Annotated in this window: 16 protein-coding genes; 15 read left to right on the forward strand and 1 reads right to left on the reverse strand. The window is 63.2% G+C overall.

From position 1 onward, the window contains the following. The first annotated feature begins 2 nt into the window (after nucleotides 1-2). From rsmH to lpxC, 15 genes are all read left to right on the forward strand, one after another. Nucleotides 3-944 (forward strand): 16S rRNA (cytosine(1402)-N(4))-methyltransferase RsmH, encoded by a 942-nt coding sequence (gene rsmH, locus QYE47_RS25070; protein ID WP_172830962.1) that lies wholly within the window; start codon nucleotides 3-5, stop codon nucleotides 942-944. Beyond that, entirely contained in the window at nucleotides 941-1,234 is a 294-nt protein-coding gene (ftsL, locus tag QYE47_RS25075; RefSeq protein WP_003251845.1) for a cell division protein FtsL, read from the forward strand. The genes rsmH and ftsL overlap by 4 nt, the downstream gene beginning before the upstream one ends. Further along, the gene (locus QYE47_RS25080; RefSeq protein WP_162996162.1) at nucleotides 1,234-2,979 is read left to right on the forward strand and encodes a penicillin-binding protein 2; all 1,746 of its coding nucleotides are present in this window, start codon (nucleotides 1,234-1,236) and stop codon (nucleotides 2,977-2,979) included. The genes ftsL and QYE47_RS25080 overlap by 1 nt, the downstream gene beginning before the upstream one ends. Next, a complete protein-coding gene (locus QYE47_RS25085) occupies nucleotides 2,976-4,466 on the forward strand; it encodes a UDP-N-acetylmuramoyl-L-alanyl-D-glutamate--2,6-diaminopimelate ligase (protein ID WP_172830940.1) in 1,491 nt (496 codons plus the stop codon). The genes QYE47_RS25080 and QYE47_RS25085 overlap by 4 nt, the downstream gene beginning before the upstream one ends. Next, on the forward strand, nucleotides 4,459-5,826 hold the full coding sequence (gene murF / locus QYE47_RS25090; protein WP_014592281.1) for a UDP-N-acetylmuramoyl-tripeptide--D-alanyl-D-alanine ligase: 1,368 nt from the start codon (nucleotides 4,459-4,461) through the stop codon (nucleotides 5,824-5,826). The genes QYE47_RS25085 and murF overlap by 8 nt, the downstream gene beginning before the upstream one ends. Further along, entirely contained in the window at nucleotides 5,826-6,908 is a 1,083-nt protein-coding gene (mraY, locus tag QYE47_RS25095) for a phospho-N-acetylmuramoyl-pentapeptide-transferase (RefSeq protein WP_003251852.1), read from the forward strand. Before murF ends, mraY begins: the two co-directional genes overlap by 1 nt. A gap of 6 nt (nucleotides 6,909-6,914) precedes the next feature. Beyond that, nucleotides 6,915-8,261 (forward strand): UDP-N-acetylmuramoyl-L-alanine--D-glutamate ligase, encoded by a 1,347-nt coding sequence (gene murD / locus QYE47_RS25100; RefSeq protein ID WP_026031974.1) that lies wholly within the window; start codon nucleotides 6,915-6,917, stop codon nucleotides 8,259-8,261. Further along, nucleotides 8,261-9,472 carry a putative lipid II flippase FtsW gene (ftsW, locus tag QYE47_RS25105; protein WP_172830961.1) on the forward strand — a complete coding sequence of 404 codons (1,212 nt, stop codon included), beginning with the start codon at nucleotides 8,261-8,263 and terminating at the stop codon, nucleotides 9,470-9,472. Before murD ends, ftsW begins: the two co-directional genes overlap by 1 nt. Next, on the forward strand, nucleotides 9,462-10,541 hold the full coding sequence (gene murG / locus QYE47_RS25110) for an undecaprenyldiphospho-muramoylpentapeptide beta-N-acetylglucosaminyltransferase (RefSeq protein ID WP_003251858.1): 1,080 nt from the start codon (nucleotides 9,462-9,464) through the stop codon (nucleotides 10,539-10,541). Before ftsW ends, murG begins: the two co-directional genes overlap by 11 nt. Next, the gene (murC, locus tag QYE47_RS25115) at nucleotides 10,534-11,982 is read left to right on the forward strand and encodes a UDP-N-acetylmuramate--L-alanine ligase (RefSeq protein WP_010952455.1); all 1,449 of its coding nucleotides are present in this window, start codon (nucleotides 10,534-10,536) and stop codon (nucleotides 11,980-11,982) included. Before murG ends, murC begins: the two co-directional genes overlap by 8 nt. Further along, on the forward strand, nucleotides 11,979-12,935 hold the full coding sequence (locus QYE47_RS25120; protein WP_014592278.1) for a D-alanine--D-alanine ligase: 957 nt from the start codon (nucleotides 11,979-11,981) through the stop codon (nucleotides 12,933-12,935). The genes murC and QYE47_RS25120 overlap by 4 nt, the downstream gene beginning before the upstream one ends. Before the next feature lie 5 nt (nucleotides 12,936-12,940). After that, on the forward strand, nucleotides 12,941-13,810 hold the full coding sequence (locus QYE47_RS25125) for a cell division protein FtsQ/DivIB (protein ID WP_003251865.1): 870 nt from the start codon (nucleotides 12,941-12,943) through the stop codon (nucleotides 13,808-13,810). A 14-nt stretch (nucleotides 13,811-13,824) separates the two neighbouring features. Continuing rightward, nucleotides 13,825-15,087, forward strand: coding sequence for a cell division protein FtsA (ftsA, locus tag QYE47_RS25130; RefSeq protein WP_003251867.1), 1,263 nt, complete (start codon nucleotides 13,825-13,827; stop codon nucleotides 15,085-15,087). Between the two features lie 55 nt (nucleotides 15,088-15,142). Further along, nucleotides 15,143-16,339 carry a cell division protein FtsZ gene (gene ftsZ / locus QYE47_RS25135; RefSeq protein WP_003251871.1) on the forward strand — a complete coding sequence of 399 codons (1,197 nt, stop codon included), beginning with the start codon at nucleotides 15,143-15,145 and terminating at the stop codon, nucleotides 16,337-16,339. A 112-nt stretch (nucleotides 16,340-16,451) separates the two neighbouring features. After that, on the forward strand, nucleotides 16,452-17,363 hold the full coding sequence (gene lpxC / locus QYE47_RS25140; protein WP_003251873.1) for a UDP-3-O-acyl-N-acetylglucosamine deacetylase: 912 nt from the start codon (nucleotides 16,452-16,454) through the stop codon (nucleotides 17,361-17,363). A gap of 47 nt (nucleotides 17,364-17,410) precedes the next feature. Here lpxC and QYE47_RS25145 read toward each other — a convergent pair whose 3' ends face one another. Continuing rightward, a complete protein-coding gene (locus tag QYE47_RS25145; protein ID WP_014592276.1) occupies nucleotides 17,411-17,866 on the reverse strand; it encodes a DUF721 domain-containing protein in 456 nt (151 codons plus the stop codon). Nucleotides 17,867-18,005: the final 139 nt, after the last annotated feature.

Below are 18,005 nucleotides of genomic sequence, written 5' to 3' on the forward strand. Positions count from 1 at the left end.
CCATAGATAGCGGCTTCAACCACATCACCGTCCTGCTCGACGAAGCTGTCGAGGCATTGGCCCTGCGCGCCGACGGTTGCTATCTGGACGGTACTTTCGGCCGGGGCGGACACAGCCGTCTGATTCTCAGCAAGCTCGGGCCGCAAGGGCGGCTCCTGGGCTTCGACAAAGATCCACAAGCGATTGCCACGGGGCAAGCGCTGGCGGCCGAAGACGGCCGCTTTGTCATTGTGCAGCGCAGTTTTGCCGAGTTGGGTGCAGAAGTGGCAGCGCGCGGCCTGCACGGCAAGGTCAGTGGTGTGTTGCTGGACCTGGGCGTGTCCTCGCCGCAGCTGGATGACCCGGAGCGTGGCTTCAGCTTCCTCAATGATGGCCCGCTGGACATGCGCATGAACCCGGACCAGGGCATCAGTGCCGCTGAGTTCATCGCCACTGCGCCCGTGGAAGAAATCGCCCGCGTCTTCAAGGAGTACGGCGAAGAACGCTTTGCCGGGCGAATGGCGCGTGCAGTGGTCGAGCGCCGTGAAAAACAGCCCTTCACCCGTACCGCCGACCTGGCGGAGGTGCTCAAAGTGGCCAACCCGGCATGGGAAAAGGGCAAGAACCCGGCTACCCGTGCCTTCCAGGGCCTTCGCATTCACGTCAACAACGAGCTGGGTGACCTGGAGGCTGGCCTTGAGGCTGCGCTCGATGCGCTGGAAGTCGGTGGTCGCCTGGCCGTCATCAGTTTCCACTCGCTGGAAGATCGTATCGTCAAGCTGTTCATGCGCAAGCTGGTGAAGGGTGAAGCCGACAACCTGCCGCGTAACCTGCCGGTTCAGCACAAGGCCTTCGAGCCGAAAATCAAGCTGATCGGCAAGGCTCAGTTCGCCTCCGAGGCCGAGCTCAAGGCCAACCCGCGGTCGCGTAGCGCCGTGATGCGCGTGGCGGAGAAGCTGCGGTGAGCAGGCTACTTGCCAAACCCTTGCCAGGCGGAAGCTTCCTGATGCTTTTGCTGTTCGTCGGCGTACTGGTTTCGGCCATTGCCGTGTCCTACAGTGCGCACTGGAACCGTCAACTGCTCAACACCCTGTACGGTGAATTGAACGAGCGCGACAAGGCTCAGGCCGAATGGGGCCGGCTGATTCTTGAGCAGAGTACCTGGACCGCCGCCAGCCGCATCGAGAGCCTGGCCTCAGAGCAGTTGAAGATGCGCGTGCCGTCAGCTGACGAAGTCCGGATGGTGGCGCCATGATGAAGCTCGAAGGCGCACTCTACCCGTGGCGCTTCCGCGTAGTGATCGGCTTGCTGGCGATCATGGTCGGCGCCATTTGCTGGCGCATCATCGACCTTCAGGTAGTTGACCGTGACTTCCTCAAGGGCCAGGGCGATGCACGCAGCCTGCGTCACATCCCCATCCCGGCGCACCGCGGCTTGATCACCGACCGCAACGGTGAGCCGTTGGCCGTGAGTACCCCGGTCACCACGTTGTGGGCCAACCCCAAAGAGATGCAGGCCTCCAAGGAGCGCTGGCCGCAATTGGCCGCTGCGCTGGGGCAAAACCCGCAGCAGTTGATTGAGCGCCTGACCCAGCAGGCCAACAAAGAATTCATCTACCTGGTCCGGGGGCTGACCCCAGAGCAGGGCCAGCACGTGCTCGACCTCAAAGTGCCTGGCGTGTACGGCCTGGAAGAATTCCGCCGCTTCTATCCGGCCGGTGATGTGACTGCACACATGGTCGGCTTTACCGACCTCGACGACCACGGTCGTGAAGGGGTGGAGCTGGCCTATGACGAGTGGCTGGCCGGTGTGCCCGGCAAGCGCCAGGTGATCAAGGACCGGCGCGGTCGGCTGATCAAGGACATTCAGGTAACCAAGAACGCCAAGGCCGGGAAGACCTTGGCGTTGTCGATAGACCTGCGCCTGCAGTACCTGGCTACCCGCGAGCTGCGCAATGCCATTGCCGAACAGGACGCCAAGGCCGGCAGCCTGGTGATCATGGACGTCAAGACCGGTGAGGTCCTGGCCATGGTCAACCAGCCGACTTACAACCCCAACAACCGCCGTAGCATGTTCCCGGCGGCCATGCGTAACCGGGCGATCATCGACGTGTTCGAGCCGGGCTCCACGGTCAAGCCGATCTCCATGAGTGCGGCGCTGCAGAGCGGCCGCTGGAAGCCGACCGACAAGGTCGAGGTGTACCCTGGCAGCCTGCAGATCGGCCGCTACACCATCAAGGACGTGTCGCGCAGCGAGGGCCCGATTCTTGATTTGACCGGCATCCTGATCAACTCCAGTAACGTTGGCATGAGCAAGATCGCCTTCGACATCGGCGGCGAGGCCATCTACCGGGTCATGTCCCAGGTCGGCCTGGGCCAGTACACCGGCCTTGGCTTCCCGGGCGAACGTGTCGGCAACCTGCCCAACCACCGTGAGTGGCGCAAGGCCGAGACCGCCACCCTGTCCTATGGCTACGGCGTATCGGTGACTGCCCTGCAGTTGGTGCATGCCTACGCGGCGCTGGCCAACGACGGCAAGATGGTGCCGCTGTCGATCATCAAGGTCGACAAGGCGCCGGAAGCCGTGCAGGCCATTCCGAAGGATGTCGCCGAAACCGTTCAAGGCATGCTGCAGCAGGTGATCGAAGCGCCGCGCGGCGTCTTCCGTGCCCAGGTGCCGTTCTATCACGTGGCCGGCAAGTCCGGCACCGCGCGTAAGGCCACCGTGGGTGCCAAGGGATACACCGAAAACGCCTACCGCTCGCTGTTCGCCGGCTTCGGGCCAATGAGCGACCCGCGCTACGCCATCGTTGTGGTCATCGACGAGCCGGGCAAGGGCGGCTACTTCGGTGGTCTGGTATCGGCGCCTGTATTCAGCAAGGTCATGTCCGGCACCCTGCGCCTGATGAACGTGCCGCCAGACAACCTGCCGCCACCTGCACCTGCACCAGCCGTGCCATCACAAGTCAATGCAGCAGCCGCCAAGGGAGGGCGTGGATGATGACAATGCCATTAAGCAAACTTTTCGCCCACGCCAGCCGTGATCCATTGATTCGTGAGCTGACCCTAGACAGCCGTAATGTGCGCCCGGGTGACTTGTTCCTGGCGGTGCCGGGTGCCAAGGTCGATGGCCGCGAGCATATCGCCGATGCCCTGGCCCGTGGTGCTGCTGCCGTGGCCTACGAAGAGCAGGGTGCCAATGTGCTGCCGCTGACCGATGCGCCGCTGATTCCGGTCAAAGGCCTGATCGCTCAGCTGTCAGATATCGCCGGGCGCTTCTACGGTGAACCGAGCCGCCAGTTGAATCTGGTCGGCGTGACCGGTACCAACGGCAAGACAAGCGTTACCCAACTGGTAGCCCAGGCACTCGACCTGCTTGGCCAGCGCTGCGGCCTGATTGGCACCCTGGGGACCGGTTTCTACGGCGAGTTGCAGAGCGGCCGCCTGACCACGCCCGACCCGATTGCCGTGCAATCGACCCTCAACGACCTCAAGAAAGGCGGCGCCAAGGCCGTGGCCATGGAAGTGTCTTCCCATGCCCTGGAGCAAGGCCGGGTTGCCGCACTGGAATTCGACATCGCGGTGATGACCAACCTGTCCCGCGACCACCTCGATTATCACGGCAGCATGCAAGCCTATGAGGCCGCCAAGGCCAAGCTGTTCGCCTGGCCGAGCCTGCGTTGCCAGGTGGTCAACCTGGATGATGACTTTGGTCGTCGTCTGGCCGCCGACTTCGCGCGTCGCCCAAGTGTCGACCATATCGAAACCCGGCTGCTGAGCTACAGCCTGGAAAGCCCAGAGGCCTCGTTGTTCTGCCGCGAAGCTGTGTTCAGTGACGATGGCGTGCGCGCCACGATCGTCACTGCCCAAGGTGAACGTATCTTGCGCAGCCAACTGCTGGGCCGCTTCAACCTGAGCAACATGCTTGCCGCTGTGGCGACCCTGCTGGCGCTGGACTATGCGCTGGACGAGATCCTCAAGGTCACGCCGCAACTGCAGGGGCCGGTAGGCCGCATGCAGCGCCTGGGTGGTGGCGACAAGCCGCTGGTGGTGGTCGACTATGCACACACGCCGGATGCACTTGAAAAAGTACTCGAGGCCCTGCGCCCGCACGCTCACGGCAAGCTGTTGTGCCTGTTCGGCTGCGGCGGTGACCGTGATCGCGGCAAGCGCCCGCTGATGGCCGAAGTGGCCGAGCGCCTGGCCGACCGCGTACTGGTCACCGACGACAACCCGCGTACTGAAGATCCGTTGCGCATCTTCGATGACATTCGCCCCGGTTTCACCAGGCCTGACGACGTCGAGTTCGTCGCCGGCCGTGGCGAGGCCATCGCGCACCTGATTGCCACCGCCGCTGCCAACGATGTGATCGTGCTGGCCGGCAAGGGGCACGAGGATTACCAGGAGATCAATGGCGAGCGCCATGATTTCTCCGATTTGACCGAAGCCGAAAAGGCACTTGCAGCCTGGGAGGCTCCACATGCTTAAGCCGTTGTCACTCAGCCAGCTGACCACAGCACTGAAGGGTCAACACATCGGTGGCGACGCCACGTTCACCGGCGTCAGCATCGATAGCCGCAGTGTCAGCGCCGGGCAACTGTTTGTCGCCCTGGCCGGCCCGCGTTTCGATGGCCATGACTACCTGGCAGATGTGAAAGCCAAAGGCGCAGTAGCAGCTCTGGTCGAGCGAGAAGTGGCCGGTGTCGACCTGCCGCAGTTGCTGGTCAAGGATTGCCGGGTAGCACTGGGTCAGCTCGGCGCCCTGAACCGCGCGGCTTTCGACAAGCCTGTAGTGGCCATTACCGGTTCCAGCGGCAAGACCACGGTCAAGGAAATGCTCGCCAGCATCCTGCGTACCCGTGGCCTGGTGCACGCCACTCGCGGCAACTTGAACAATGACCTCGGTGCACCGCTGACACTGCTGGAGATCGCCCCGGAGCACAGCGCAGCAGTGATCGAACTGGGCGCCTCGCGCATTGGCGAAATCCGCTACACCGTAGGCCTGACGCAACCGCAGGTGGTGATCATCAACAACGCCGGTACTGCCCACGTTGGCGAATTCGGCGGCCCGGACAAGATCGTCGAAGCCAAAGGCGAGATTCTCGAAGGCCTGGGCCAGGGCGGTATTGCCATCCTCAACCTGGACGACAAAGCCTTTGACATCTGGAAGGCGCGTGCCGGTGCGCACAAGGTCGTCAGTTTCGCACGCGGCAACCCGAAGGCCGATTTCCACGCGTCAGACATTGGTCGCGATGCCCGTGGCTGCCCGTCCTTCACCCTGCATGGCGCCGGTGAAACGGTAGCCGTGCAACTCAATGTGCTGGGTGAACACAACGTCAGCAATGCCTTGGCCGCCGCCGCCGCTGCACATGCCGTTGGTCTGAGCCTGAGCGGCATCGCCGCCGGCCTGGCTGCGGTGCAACCGGTCAAGGGGCGTACCGTGGCGCAGATCGCGCCGAACGGGGTACGGGTAATCGACGACAGTTACAACGCAAATCCCACCTCTATGTGCGCAGCGATTGATATACTCGCCGGCTTTTCCGGACGCACCGTTCTGGTGCTTGGGGATATCGGCGAATTGGGGCAATGGGCGGAAGAAGGCCACCGTCAGGTGGGTGACTACGCGCGTGGCAAGGTTGACGCCCTGTACGCGGTGGGTTCCAACATGGCACATGCGGTCAAGGCGTTCGGCGCCAATGGCCGCCATTTCGCTACTCAAGCTGAGCTGATCGATGCGGTTAGCGCCGAGAATGCCAGTGACACCACTATCTTGATCAAGGGCTCGCGCAGCGCTGCGATGGAAAACGTCGTGGCGGCATTGTGCGGTGCCAGCGGGGAGAAACATTAATGCTGCTGCTGTTGGCCGAGTATCTGCAACAGTTCCACAAAGGCTTCGCGGTCTTTCAGTACCTGTCCCTGCGCGGGATTCTTGGTGTACTGACCGCGTTGTCTCTGGCGCTGTGGCTGGGCCCCTGGATGATCCGTACCCTGCAAATTCGCCAGATCGGCCAGGCCGTGCGTAACGACGGCCCGCAATCGCACCTGTCCAAGTCCGGCACCCCGACCATGGGTGGGGCGCTGATCCTGTCGGCCATCGCCGTCAGCACCTTGCTGTGGGCCGACCTGAGCAACCGCTATGTATGGGTTGTGCTGATCGTCACCCTGGCGTTCGGTGCCATTGGCTGGGTCGATGACTACCGCAAGGTGATCGAAAAGAACTCGCGTGGCCTTCCAAGCCGCTGGAAGTACTTCTGGCAGTCGGTGTTCGGCCTGGCGGCGGCGGTGTTCCTGTACAAGACGGCGCCAACCAGCGTCGAGACCACGCTGATCCTGCCGTTCATCAAGGATGTCACCATTCCGCTGGGCGTCGGCTTCGTCGTACTGACCTACTTCGTCATTGTCGGTTCGAGCAACGCGGTCAACCTCACCGATGGCCTTGACGGCCTGGCAATCATGCCGACGGTGATGGTCGGCGGCGCGCTGGGCATCTTCTGCTACCTGTCGGGTAACGTGAAGTTCGCCGAGTACCTGCTGATCCCCTACGTGCCGGGCTCGGGCGAGCTGATCGTGTTCTGCGGCGCGCTGATCGGTGCCGGCCTGGGCTTCCTGTGGTTCAACACTTACCCGGCGCAAGTGTTCATGGGCGACGTCGGCGCGCTGGCGCTGGGTGCCGCGCTGGGCACCATCGCCGTCATCGTGCGCCAGGAAATCGTGCTGTTCATCATGGGCGGCATCTTCGTGGTGGAAACCCTGTCGGTGGTGATCCAGGTCGCCTCCTTCAAGCTGACCGGCAAGCGCGTGTTCCGCATGGCGCCGATTCATCACCACTTTGAACTCAAGGGCTGGCCAGAGCCCCGGGTGATCGTCCGATTCTGGATCATCACCGTGATCCTGGTACTGATTGGCCTTGCAACCCTGAAACTGAGGTAGATGAGCGTGTCTTTGATCGCTTCCGACCAATTCCGCATCGTTGTCGGCCTCGGCAAGAGCGGCATGTCCCTGGTTCGCTTCCTGGCGAGCCGGGGCATTGCCTTTGCGGTCGCCGATACCCGCGAGCAACCGCCGGAACTGGAAACCCTGCGCCGTGATTACCCGCAGGTGGAAGTGCGCTGTGGTGAACTGGACGTGGACTTCCTGTGCCGCGCCAACGAGTTGTACGTGAGCCCCGGTCTGGCCTTGGCCACGCCGGCCTTGCAGCAGGCGGCCGCGCGTGGCGTGAAGCTGTCTGGCGACATAGAGCTGTTTGCTCGCCATGCCAAGGCGCCGATCATTGCCATCAGCGGCTCCAACGCCAAGAGCACCGTTACGACGCTGGTCGGTGAAATGGCCGCCAAGGCCGGCAAACGCGTGGCCGTGGGCGGTAACCTCGGTACCCCGGCGCTCGACCTGCTGGCCGATGACATCGAGCTGTACGTGCTGGAGCTTTCCAGCTTCCAGCTGGAAACCACTGACCAGCTCAACGCCGAAGTGGCGACCGTTCTGAACATCAGCGAAGACCACATGGACCGCTATAGCGGCCTTCCGGCCTACCACCTGGCCAAGCACCGGATTTTCCGCGGTGCCCGCCAGGTGGTGGTCAACCGCCAGGACGCCCTGAGCCGGCCGCTGCCGGTGGAAGGCCGTCCATGCTGGACCTTCGGCCTCAACCCGCCCGACTTCAAAGCGTTTGGCCTGCGTGAAGTGGACGGTGAGAAATACCTGGCATTCGAGTTCCAGACGCTGATGCCGGCGCGCGAACTGAAGGTTCGCGGTGCTCACAACCAGAGCAACGCCCTGGCGGCGCTGGCCCTGGGGCATGCTGCAGGCCTGCCGTTCGAGCCCATGCTCGAGGCCCTGCGCGAGTTCGGTGGCCTGGCCCACCGTTGCCAGTGGGTACGCGAGCGTAATGGCGTGAACTGGTATGACGATTCCAAGGCCACCAACGTCGGTGCAGCCCTGGCCGCCATCGAAGGCCTGGGCGCCGATATCGAAGGCAAGTTGGTGCTGATCGCCGGTGGTGACGGCAAAGGTGCTGAATTCACTGCGCTGCGCGAGCCGGTCAAGCGTTTCTGCCGCGCCGTGGTACTGCTTGGCCGTGATGCCGAGCGCCTGGCCGAGGCCTTGGGCGATGCCGTGCCACTGGTTCGGGTCAAGACCCTTGACGATGCCGTACAGCAGTGTGCCGAGCTGGCCCAGGCCGGCGATGCCGTGCTGCTGTCGCCAGCATGCGCCAGCCTCGACATGTTCAAGAACTTCGAGGAACGGGGGCGCCTGTTCGCCCAGGCAGCGGGAGGCCTTGCATGATCTTCGGCATCTTCAAACCCTACCCGTCGCCGCTGATCAGCGGCCGTGGCGTCGACCTGGACTTCCCGATGCTCGCCGGTTGCCTGGCCTTGCTGGGCCTGGGCCTGGTGATGATTACTTCGGCCTCCTCGGAAGTGGCTGCGGTACAATCCGGCAACCCGCTGTATCACATGTTCCGCCACCTGGTGTACGTGTTCCTTGGCCTGGTGGCCTGTGGTGCAACCATCCTGGTGCCGATCGCCACTTGGCAGCGGATGGGCTTCATGATGCTGCTTGGCGCCTTCGGCTTGCTGGTACTGGTACTGGTGCCGGGTATCGGCCGTGAGGTTAACGGCTCCATGCGCTGGATCGGTTTCAGCTTCTTCAACGTACAGCCTTCGGAAATCGCCAAGGTGTTCGTGGTCATCTACCTGGCCGGCTACCTGGTACGCCGACAGACCGAGGTGCGCGAAACCTGGATGGGCTTCTTCAAGCCGTTCATCGTGCTTCTGCCCATGGCCGCATTGCTGCTGATGGAACCGGACTTCGGCGCCACGGTGGTGATGATGGGCGCGGCGGCGGCCATGTTGTTTTTGGGAGGGGTGGGGCTGTTCCGCTTCAGCCTGATGGTGGTGCTGGCGGTGCTGGCGGTATTTGTTCTGGTTCAGGCGCAGCCCTACCGGATGGCGCGCCTTATTACGTTCACCGACCCCTGGGCCGATCAGTTCGGCTCCGGCTACCAGCTGACCCAGGCATTGATTGCCTTCGGCCGTGGCGAGTGGCTGGGCGTTGGCCTGGGCAACAGCGTGCAGAAGCAGTTCTACCTGCCTGAAGCGCACACCGACTTCGTGTTCTCGGTCCTGGCGGAAGAACTGGGCGTGGTCGGCTCGCTGCTGACCGTCGCGCTGTTCGTGTTCGTCACCGTGCGCGCCCTGTACATCGGCCTGTGGGCCGAGAAGGCCAAACAGTTCTTTGCCGCCTACATGGCGTTCGGCCTGGCTTTCCTGTGGATTGGCCAGTTCCTGATCAACATCGGTGTGAACGTCGGCCTGCTGCCGACCAAGGGCCTGACCCTGCCGTTTCTCAGTTACGGGGGAAGCTCGCTGGTGATCTGCTGCGCCTGCGTAGGGCTGTTGCTGCGCATCGAGTGGGAGAGCCGCACGCATCTGGGCAGTGAGGAGCACGAATTCAGCGAAAGTGATTTTGCCGAGGAGACCAGTCATGGCCGCTGAAGGCAAAAATGTATTGATCATGGCCGGCGGCACCGGGGGGCACGTATTCCCGGCGCTGGCCTGCGCCCGTGAGTTCCAGAAGCGCGGTTACAGCGTGCACTGGTTGGGCACCCCACGTGGGATCGAGAACGAGTTGGTGCCACAGGCGGGTTTGCCATTGCACCTGATTCAGGTCAGCGGCCTGCGCGGCAAGGGCAAGTTGTCGTTGCTCAAGGCGCCTTTCACGTTGGTCAAGGCCGTGCTGCAGGCACGGCGCATCATTCGCCAGCTCAAGCCCGTATGTGTCTTGGGCTTTGGCGGCTATGTGACCGGCCCCGGCGGCGTGGCCGCGCGGCTGTGCGGCGTGCCACTGGTGATCCATGAGCAGAACGCCAGGGCCGGTACCGCCAATCGGTTGCTGGTGCCCCTCTCGGCGCGGGTCTGCGAAGCTTTCCCGAACACCTTCGAGGCCAGCGACAAGCGTCGCACCACCGGCAACCCGGTGCGTCCGGAACTCTTCATGGACGCGCAACGCGTGCCCTTGGGCGAGCGCCGCGCACGCCTGTTGGTGCTGGGTGGCAGCCTGGGTGCGGAACCATTGAACAAATTGTTGCCTAAGGCCCTGTCTGAAGTGCCCGCGGCGCTGCGGCCTGAAGTGTTCCACCAGGCCGGCAAGCAGCACGCACCGATCACCGCCGAGCGTTATCACGAGGTGGGCGTCGAGGCTCAGGTAGAGCCCTTCATCAACGACATGGCCCAAGCTTATGGCTGGGCCGACCTGGTGGTGTGCCGGGCCGGTGCCCTGACTGTCAGCGAACTGGCGGCAGCAGGCCTGCCTTCGATGCTGGTGCCTTTGCCCCACGCGATCGACGACCACCAGACCCACAACGCCCAATATCTGGCCCGCGAAGGCGCTGCCTTCCTGATGCCACAAGCGACAACTGGCGCAGCGCAACTCGCTGAACGCCTGAACGAGGTGCTGATGCAACCCGAGAAACTCAACGTCATGGCTGGCACCGCACGGCGCCTGGCCAAACCTGCTGCAACCAGCACCGTGGTCGATATCTGCCTGGAGGTGGCCCATGGTTGAGAGCCAGAAAGCCATGCCCCAGCCGAAGATGGGCCGTATTCGCCGTATTCACTTCGTCGGCATCGGCGGCGTGGGCATGTGCGGTATTGCCGAAGTGTTGCTGAACCTGGGCTATGAAGTGTCCGGTTCGGACCTTAAAGCCTCGCCGGTCACCGAACGCCTGGAGTCCTTCGGCGCTGAGATCTTCGTCGGCCACCGCGCCGAGAACGCCGCCACCGCCGATGTGCTGGTGGTGTCCAGCGCCATCAACCCGGCCAACCCGGAAGTTGCCACCGCCCTCGAGCGGCGCATACCGGTAGTGCCGCGTGCCGAGATGCTCGCCGAGCTGATGCGTTACCGCCATGGCGTGGCCGTTGCCGGTACACACGGCAAGACCACCACGACCAGCCTGCTGGCTTCAGTGTTCGCCGCCGGTGGCCTGGACCCGACCTTCGTCATTGGTGGCCGCCTTACCGCTGCCGGCACCAATGCGCAGCTGGGCACCAGCCGCTACTTGATCGCTGAAGCAGACGAAAGCGATGCCAGCTTCCTGCACCTGCAGCCGATGGTGGCGGTTGTCACCAACATCGACGCCGACCACATGGCGACCTACGAAGGTGACTTCAACAAGCTGAAGAAAACCTTCGTCGAGTTCCTGCACAACCTGCCGTTCTATGGTTTGGCGGTGATGTGCCTGGACGACCCGGTGGTTCGCGAGATCCTGCCGCAGGTCAAGCGTCCTACCGTGACCTACGGCTTCAGCGAAGAGGCCGACATCCGCGCCATCAATGTGCGTCAGCAGGGCATGCAGACCCACTTCACCGTGCTGCGCCGTGACCGCGAGCCGTTGGAGGTTTCGGTGAACATGCCCGGCAACCACAACGTGCTCAACGCCCTGGCTACCATCGCCATCGCCACTGACGAAGGCATTACTGACGAGGCTATCGTCCAGGGCCTGTCCGGCTTCCAGGGTGTTGGTCGTCGCTTCCAGGTATACGGCGAGCTGCCGGTCGAGGGCGGCAGTGTGATGCTGGTCGACGACTACGGCCATCACCCCACCGAAGTGGCGGCGGTGATCAAGGCTGTGCGCGGTGGCTGGCCAAGCCGCCGCCTGGTGATCGTCTACCAGCCGCACCGCTACAGCCGCACCCGTGACCTGTACGACGATTTCGTCCAGGTACTGGGCGATGCCAACGTGCTGCTGCTGATGGAAGTCTACCCGGCCGGCGAAGAGCCGATCCCCGGTGCCGACAGCCGTCAGCTGTGCCACAGCATCCGCCAGCGCGGCAAGCTGGACCCGATCTACATCGAGCGCGGCGCCGAACTGGCACCGCTGGTCAAGCCACTGCTGCGCGCTGGCGACATCCTGCTCTGCCAGGGTGCCGGTGATGTCGGCGGCCTGGCCCCCCAGTTGATGAAAAGCCCGCTGTTCGCAGGCGCCAAGCAGGAGAAGTCGAAATGACCAGCGCCTACGACAAGCTGCACTCGACCCTGGACGTCAAGGCGTTCGGCCGCGTCGCCGTTCTGTACGGTGGCAAGAGCGCCGAGCGTGAGGTGTCGCTGAAATCCGGCGCGGCAGTGATCGATGCGCTGAGCACTGCCGGCGTCGACGTGGTCGCCATCGACGTCGGTGACGACCTGCTCGCTCGCCTGCAGAGCGAGAAGATCGACCGCGCCTTCATCATCCTCCACGGCCGTGGCGGTGAAGACGGGAGCATGCAAGGTTTGCTGGAGTGCCTGGGCATCCCCTACACCGGCAGCGGCATCCTGGCTTCGGCGCTGGCGATGGACAAGCTGCGCACCAAGCAGGTGTGGCAGAGCCTGGGCATTCCCACGCCACGCCACGCGGTGCTGGCGAGCGAAAGCGATTGTTTGCAGGCCAGTACGGAACTGGGCTTCCCGCTTATCGTCAAACCCGCCCATGAAGGCTCTAGCATCGGCATGGCCAAGGTGAACAGCGCCCAGGAACTGGTCGCCGCCTGGCAGGACGCCGCCAAATACGATTCCCAGGTACTGGTGGAGCAGTGGATCCACGGCCCGGAGTTCACCATCGCGGTACTGCGCGGCCAGGTGCTGCCGCCGATCGCCCTGGGTACGCCGCACGTGTTCTACGACTACGACGCCAAGTACATCGCCAACGATACCCAGTACCGCATCCCGTGCGGGCTGGATAGCGTCAAGGAACAGGAACTGATCGACCTGACCGCGCGCGCCTGCGATGCCATTGGCATCGAAGGCTGGGGGCGGCTGGACGTGATGCAGGACGAGCAGGGCCGGTTCTGGCTGCTCGAAGTCAACACTGCACCAGGCATGACAGATCATAGCCTGGTGCCCATGGCGGCCCGCGCGGCTGGCCTGGACTTCCAGCAACTGGTGCTGGCAATCCTGGCCGAAAGCGTGGCGACGCGAGGTTAATAACCATGCAAGGCGCGATGATACGTCAGCAGCAACCCGTTACCGGCCGTAGCAAGCCGGTGCCGCGTGGTGCCAGCCGGCTGGTGGCCGACGAGCCCGTATCGGCGCGCCTGCCCCGGCCAAGCCTGGGCGGCCTCAAGCGCTTGCTGTGGCCGGTGTTGCTGGTGGCGGCCGGCTTTGGTGCCTACGAGGGCGCCATTCGCCTGATGCCGTACGCCGACCGCCCGATCACCAAGATCGATGTGCAGGGTGACCTCAGCTACATCAGTCAGCAATCGGTGCAGCAGCGTATCGCGCCCTACGTGGCGGCGAGCTTCTTCAGCGTCGACCTGCCGGCGATGCGCGCCGAGCTCGAGCAGATGCCGTGGATCGCCCACGCCGAAGTGCGCCGGGTGTGGCCCGACGAGGTGGTGATCCGCCTTGAAGAGCAACTGCCGGTGGCACGCTGGGGGGACGCAGCCCTGCTCAACAACCAGGGTCAGGCTTTCACCCCGCGCGAGCTGGCCAACTATGAGCACCTGCCGCAGCTGGCCGGGCCGCAGCGTGCTCAGCAACAAGTCATGCAGCAGTATCAGGTATTGAGCCAGATGCTGCGCCCCTTGGGCTTTTCCATCGCTCGCCTGGAGCTGCGCGAGCGAGGCAGCTGGTTCCTGACCACCGGTGCGAGCAGTGCCGGGCCAGGCATCGAGTTGCTGCTGGGGCGCGATCATCTGGTGGAGAAGATGCGCCGTTTCATTGCCATTTACGACAAGACACTCAAAGACCAGATCACCACTATCGCCCGCATTGATCTGCGTTATTCCAACGGACTTGCCGTTGGTTGGCGGGAACCGATTGCACCGACGACGGCCCAACCCGCCGTTGCGAAGAATTAGAGAGAGGCAGGACCATGGCAAACGCGCATAGCGGCAAAATGATCGTCGGGCTGGACATTGGCACCTCCAAGGTGGTGGCGCTGGTGGGCGAAGTGGGCGAAGACGGCACCCTGGAAATCGTCGGGATCGGCACCCATCCGTCCCGTGGCCTGAAAAAAGGCGTGGTGGTGAACATCGAGTCCACCGTGCAGTCGATCCAGCGCGCCGTGGAAGAGGCGCAGCTGATGGCCGGCTGCCGTATCCACTCGGCGTTCGTCGGTGTGGCCGGTAACCACATCCGCAGCCTGAACTCCCACGGCATCGTCGCCATCCGTGACCGCGAAGTCAGCCTGGCCGACCTGGAGCGCGTACTCGACGCTGCCCAGGCTGTGGCGATTCCGGCCGACCAGCGCGTGCTGCACACCTTGCCGCAGGACTACGTGATCGACAACCAGGAAGGCGTGCGCGAGCCGCTGGGCATGTCTGGTGTGCGCCTGGAAGCCAAGGTTCACGTGGTCACTTGCGCAGTCAACGCCGCCCAGAACATCGAGAAGTGTGTGCGCCGCTGCGGCCTGGAAATCGACGACATCATCCTCGAGCAGCTGGCCTCGGCCTACTCGGTACTGACCGATGATGAAAAAGAGCTGGGCGTGTGCCTGGTGGACATCGGTGGCGGCACCACTGACATCGCCATCTTCACCGAGGGTGCCATCCGCCACACGGCGGTCATCCCGATTGCTGGCGACCAGGTGACCAACGACATCGCCATGGCCCTGCGTACACCGACCCAGTACGCCGAAGAAATCAAGATCCGCTACGCCTGTGCCTTGGCCAAACTGGCTGGCGCTGGCGAGACCATCAAGGTGCCGAGCGTGGGCGATCGCCCACCGCGCGAGCTGTCGCGCCAGGCCCTGGCCGAGGTGGTGGAGCCACGTTACGACGAGCTCTTCACCCTGATCCAGGCCGAACTGCGCCGCAGTGGCTACGAAGACCTGGTGCCCGCCGGCATCGTCCTCACCGGCGGCACCGCGAAGATGGAAGGCGCCGTGGAACTGGCCGAGGAAATCTTCCACATGCCGGTACGCCTGGGCGTGCCGCACAGCGTTCGGGGGCTGAGCGACGTGGTGCGCAACCCGATCTATTCCACTGGCGTGGGCTTGCTCACCTACGGCCTGCTGAAGCAGTCCGAGGACTTGGCCCTGACCGGTAACAGCAACAGCAGCAGCAACAGCTATGGCGATGAACCGAAGGCCCCAGTGCTTGAACGCTTCAAGAAGTGGGTCCAGGGCAACTTCTAAGTTTCAAAGCAGTAGTGGTAGGCGCAACAACTAGAGAACTGTAAGGAGAGGGAAAATGTTCGAGCTCGTAGACAACGTCCCGCAAAGTCCGGTCATTAAAGTGATCGGCGTTGGTGGTGGTGGCGGCAACGCCGTCAATCACATGGTCAAGAGCAGCATCGAAGGCGTGGAATTCATCTGCGCCAACACCGATGCCCAGGCGCTGAAAAACATTGGCGCGCGCACCATCCTGCAATTGGGCACGGGTGTGACCAAGGGCCTGGGTGCCGGTGCCAATCCGGAAGTCGGCCGTCAGGCCGCGCTGGAAGACCGTGAGCGCATCGCCGAAGTGCTGCAGGGCACCAACATGGTGTTCATCACCACCGGCATGGGTGGCGGTACCGGTACCGGTGCAGCGCCAATCATTGCCGAAGTGGCCAAGGAAATGGGTATCCTCACCGTAGCAGTGGTGACCCGTCCGTTCCCGTTCGAAGGCCGCAAGCGCATGCAGATCGCCGATGAAGGCATCCGCATGCTGGCTGAAAGCGTCGACTCGTTGATCACCATCCCCAACGAGAAGCTGCTGACCATCCTGGGCAAGGATGCCAGCCTGCTGTCCGCCTTCGCCAAGGCTGACGATGTACTGGCTGGTGCCGTACGCGGTATCTCCGACATCATCAAGCGCCCAGGCATGATCAACGTCGACTTCGCCGACGTGCGCACCGTGATGGGTGAAATGGGCATGGCCATGATGGGTACTGGCTGCGCCAGCGGCCCGAACCGTGCGCGTGAAGCCACCGAGGCAGCTATCCGTAACCCGCTGCTGGAAGACGTCAACCTGCAGGGCGCCCGCGGTATCCTGGTGAACATCACCGCAGGCCCGGACCTGTCGCTGGGTGAGTACTCCGACGTGGGTAGCATCATCGAAGCCTTCGCCTCCGACCACGCGATGGTCAAGGTCGGCACCGTGATCGACCCGGACATGCGTGACGAACTGCACGTGACCGTGGTGGCCACTGGTCTGGGCGCACGCATCGAGAAGCCTGTGAAGGTGGTCGACAATACCCTGCAGACTGCCCAGCAGGCGTACGAAGCGTCCAACCCTGCACCGGTACGCCAGGAGCAGCCAGCGGTCAACTACCGTGACCTGGAGCGCCCGACCGTCATGCGCAACCAGGCGCATGCAGGTGCTGCCGCAGCCGCTAAACTGAACCCTCAGGATGACTTGGACTACCTCGATATCCCAGCATTCCTGCGTCGTCAGGCTGATTAATGGAATTTATCAGGGGTATAAAGGTGATTGGTATTCATCAAAGGTTGGGTCTGTTATCATCCCCAGCCTTTGTTGATACCTGTTCGCAATTTGCGCTGAAGCGGCCAATGCCATGATTAAACAACGCACCCTGAAGAATACCATCCGTGCCACAGGTGTCGGTCTGCACTCCGGGGAGAAGGTTTACCTGACCCTCAAGCCTGCACCTGTTGACACCGGCATCGTCTTCCGCCGCGCCGACCTCGACCCTGTCGTCGAGATCCCTGCGCGTGCGGCCAACGTCGGCGAGACAACCATGTCGACGACGTTGGTCAACGGTGACGTCAAGGTCGATACGGTCGAGCACCTGCTCTCCGCCATGGCGGGTTTGGGCATCGATAACGCCTACGTCGAGCTCTCCGCCTCGGAAGTGCCGATCATGGATGGCAGCGCCGGTCCTTTTGTATTCCTGATTCAGTCTGCCGGCCTGGAAGAACAGGACGCAGCCAAGAAGTTCATCCGCATCCTGCGTGAGGTAACCGTGGAAGAGGGCGACAAGCGCGCCACGTTCCTGCCTTTCGAAGGTTTCAAGGTGAGCTTCGAGATCGATTTCGATCACCCGGTGCTTCGCAACCGGACCCAGAGCGCCAGCGTCGACTTTTCCAGCACGTCGTTCGTGAAGGAAGTCAGCCGCGCGCGTACTTTTGGTTTCATGCGTGACATCGAGTACCTGCGCAAGCACAACCTTGCGTTGGGTGGCAGTGTCGAGAACGCCATCGTGGTCGATGAGGACGGCGTGCTCAACGAAGACGGCCTTCGTTACGAAGACGAATTCGTCAAGCACAAGATCCTCGACGCCATCGGCGATCTGTACCTGCTGGGCAACAGCCTGATCGGCGAGTTCAAGGGCTTCAAGTCCGGCCACGCGCTGAACAACCAGCTGTTGCGCAAGCTGATTGCTGAAACCGATGCCTGGGAAGTGGTCACTTTCGAAGATGCCAGTACGGCACCGATCTCGTACATGCGCCCTGTTGCGGCCGTGTAAGTTCGAACACTCTCTAGTTCATTAAGGCCACCTTCGGGTGGCCTTTTTTATGGCTTGCCCTCGGCGTGGGCGGCCAACCGTTCCAGTGCTGCGCGCAGTTTGGGGTCGGTAATGCCCTCGGCGGTGTCACGCAGGCTCTCGGCCGCGCTGTTCGAAAGCTCGGCCGCATGCCCGCCACGCTTGGCCGGTACCAGCGGCGGTTGCACCTTGTACAGGATGCGCCTGAGGTTGCCGAATGCTTCCATGGCCTGCAGGGCCGCCAACAAGCGCTTCTGCTGGTAGCGCAGGCGGGTTGCCCAATGGCCGTCGGTAACCACCAGCAACAAAGTACCATCGCGCCAGGACGCCACATGGCAGTGCTCGCGGGCAGCCGGTTGCAACTGGCTTTCCAGCAGGCGCTGCAAGTGTTCCAGGCGCTCGGCCTGGTTCAGCAGCAGGCGCAGCGGGCGCACCTGGCGCAGCAGGGCGGAGGGCGGCTGGGCGGGGGAGGGTTTGTAGGCCATGGGGGTACGCGTGAGGTGACGTGGGCACAGTCTAACATCTCCGTTGCCTGTGCCGGCCTCTTCGCGGGTGAACCCGCTCCTACAGGGTTATCGATACCTCGTAGGGGCGGGCTTGCCCGCGAAGAGGCCGGTACGGGCG

The organism is Pseudomonas sp. 2,4-D (assembly GCF_030418155.1).
In the GTDB taxonomy this organism is placed as follows: domain Bacteria; phylum Pseudomonadota; class Gammaproteobacteria; order Pseudomonadales; family Pseudomonadaceae; genus Aquipseudomonas; species Aquipseudomonas alloputida.

Coding starts and splice junctions, on each gene's coding strand:
- murF (WP_014592281.1), top strand. CDS start 4,459: ATGCTTAAGCCGTTGTCACTCAGCCAGCTGACCACAGCACTGAAGGGT.
- QYE47_RS25080 (WP_162996162.1), top strand. CDS start 1,234: ATGAAGCTCGAAGGCGCACTCTACCCGTGGCGCTTCCGCGTAGTGATC.
- murG (WP_003251858.1), top strand. CDS start 9,462: ATGGCCGCTGAAGGCAAAAATGTATTGATCATGGCCGGCGGCACCGGG.
- QYE47_RS25145 (WP_014592276.1), bottom strand. CDS start 17,866: ATGGCCTACAAACCCTCCCCCGCCCAGCCGCCCTCCGCCCTGCTGCGC.
- lpxC (WP_003251873.1), top strand. CDS start 16,452: ATGATTAAACAACGCACCCTGAAGAATACCATCCGTGCCACAGGTGTC.
- QYE47_RS25120 (WP_014592278.1), top strand. CDS start 11,979: ATGACCAGCGCCTACGACAAGCTGCACTCGACCCTGGACGTCAAGGCG.
- ftsZ (WP_003251871.1), top strand. CDS start 15,143: ATGTTCGAGCTCGTAGACAACGTCCCGCAAAGTCCGGTCATTAAAGTG.
- QYE47_RS25125 (WP_003251865.1), top strand. CDS start 12,941: ATGCAAGGCGCGATGATACGTCAGCAGCAACCCGTTACCGGCCGTAGC.
- murC (WP_010952455.1), top strand. CDS start 10,534: ATGGTTGAGAGCCAGAAAGCCATGCCCCAGCCGAAGATGGGCCGTATT.
- mraY (WP_003251852.1), top strand. CDS start 5,826: ATGCTGCTGCTGTTGGCCGAGTATCTGCAACAGTTCCACAAAGGCTTC.
- QYE47_RS25085 (WP_172830940.1), top strand. CDS start 2,976: ATGATGACAATGCCATTAAGCAAACTTTTCGCCCACGCCAGCCGTGAT.
- ftsA (WP_003251867.1), top strand. CDS start 13,825: ATGGCAAACGCGCATAGCGGCAAAATGATCGTCGGGCTGGACATTGGC.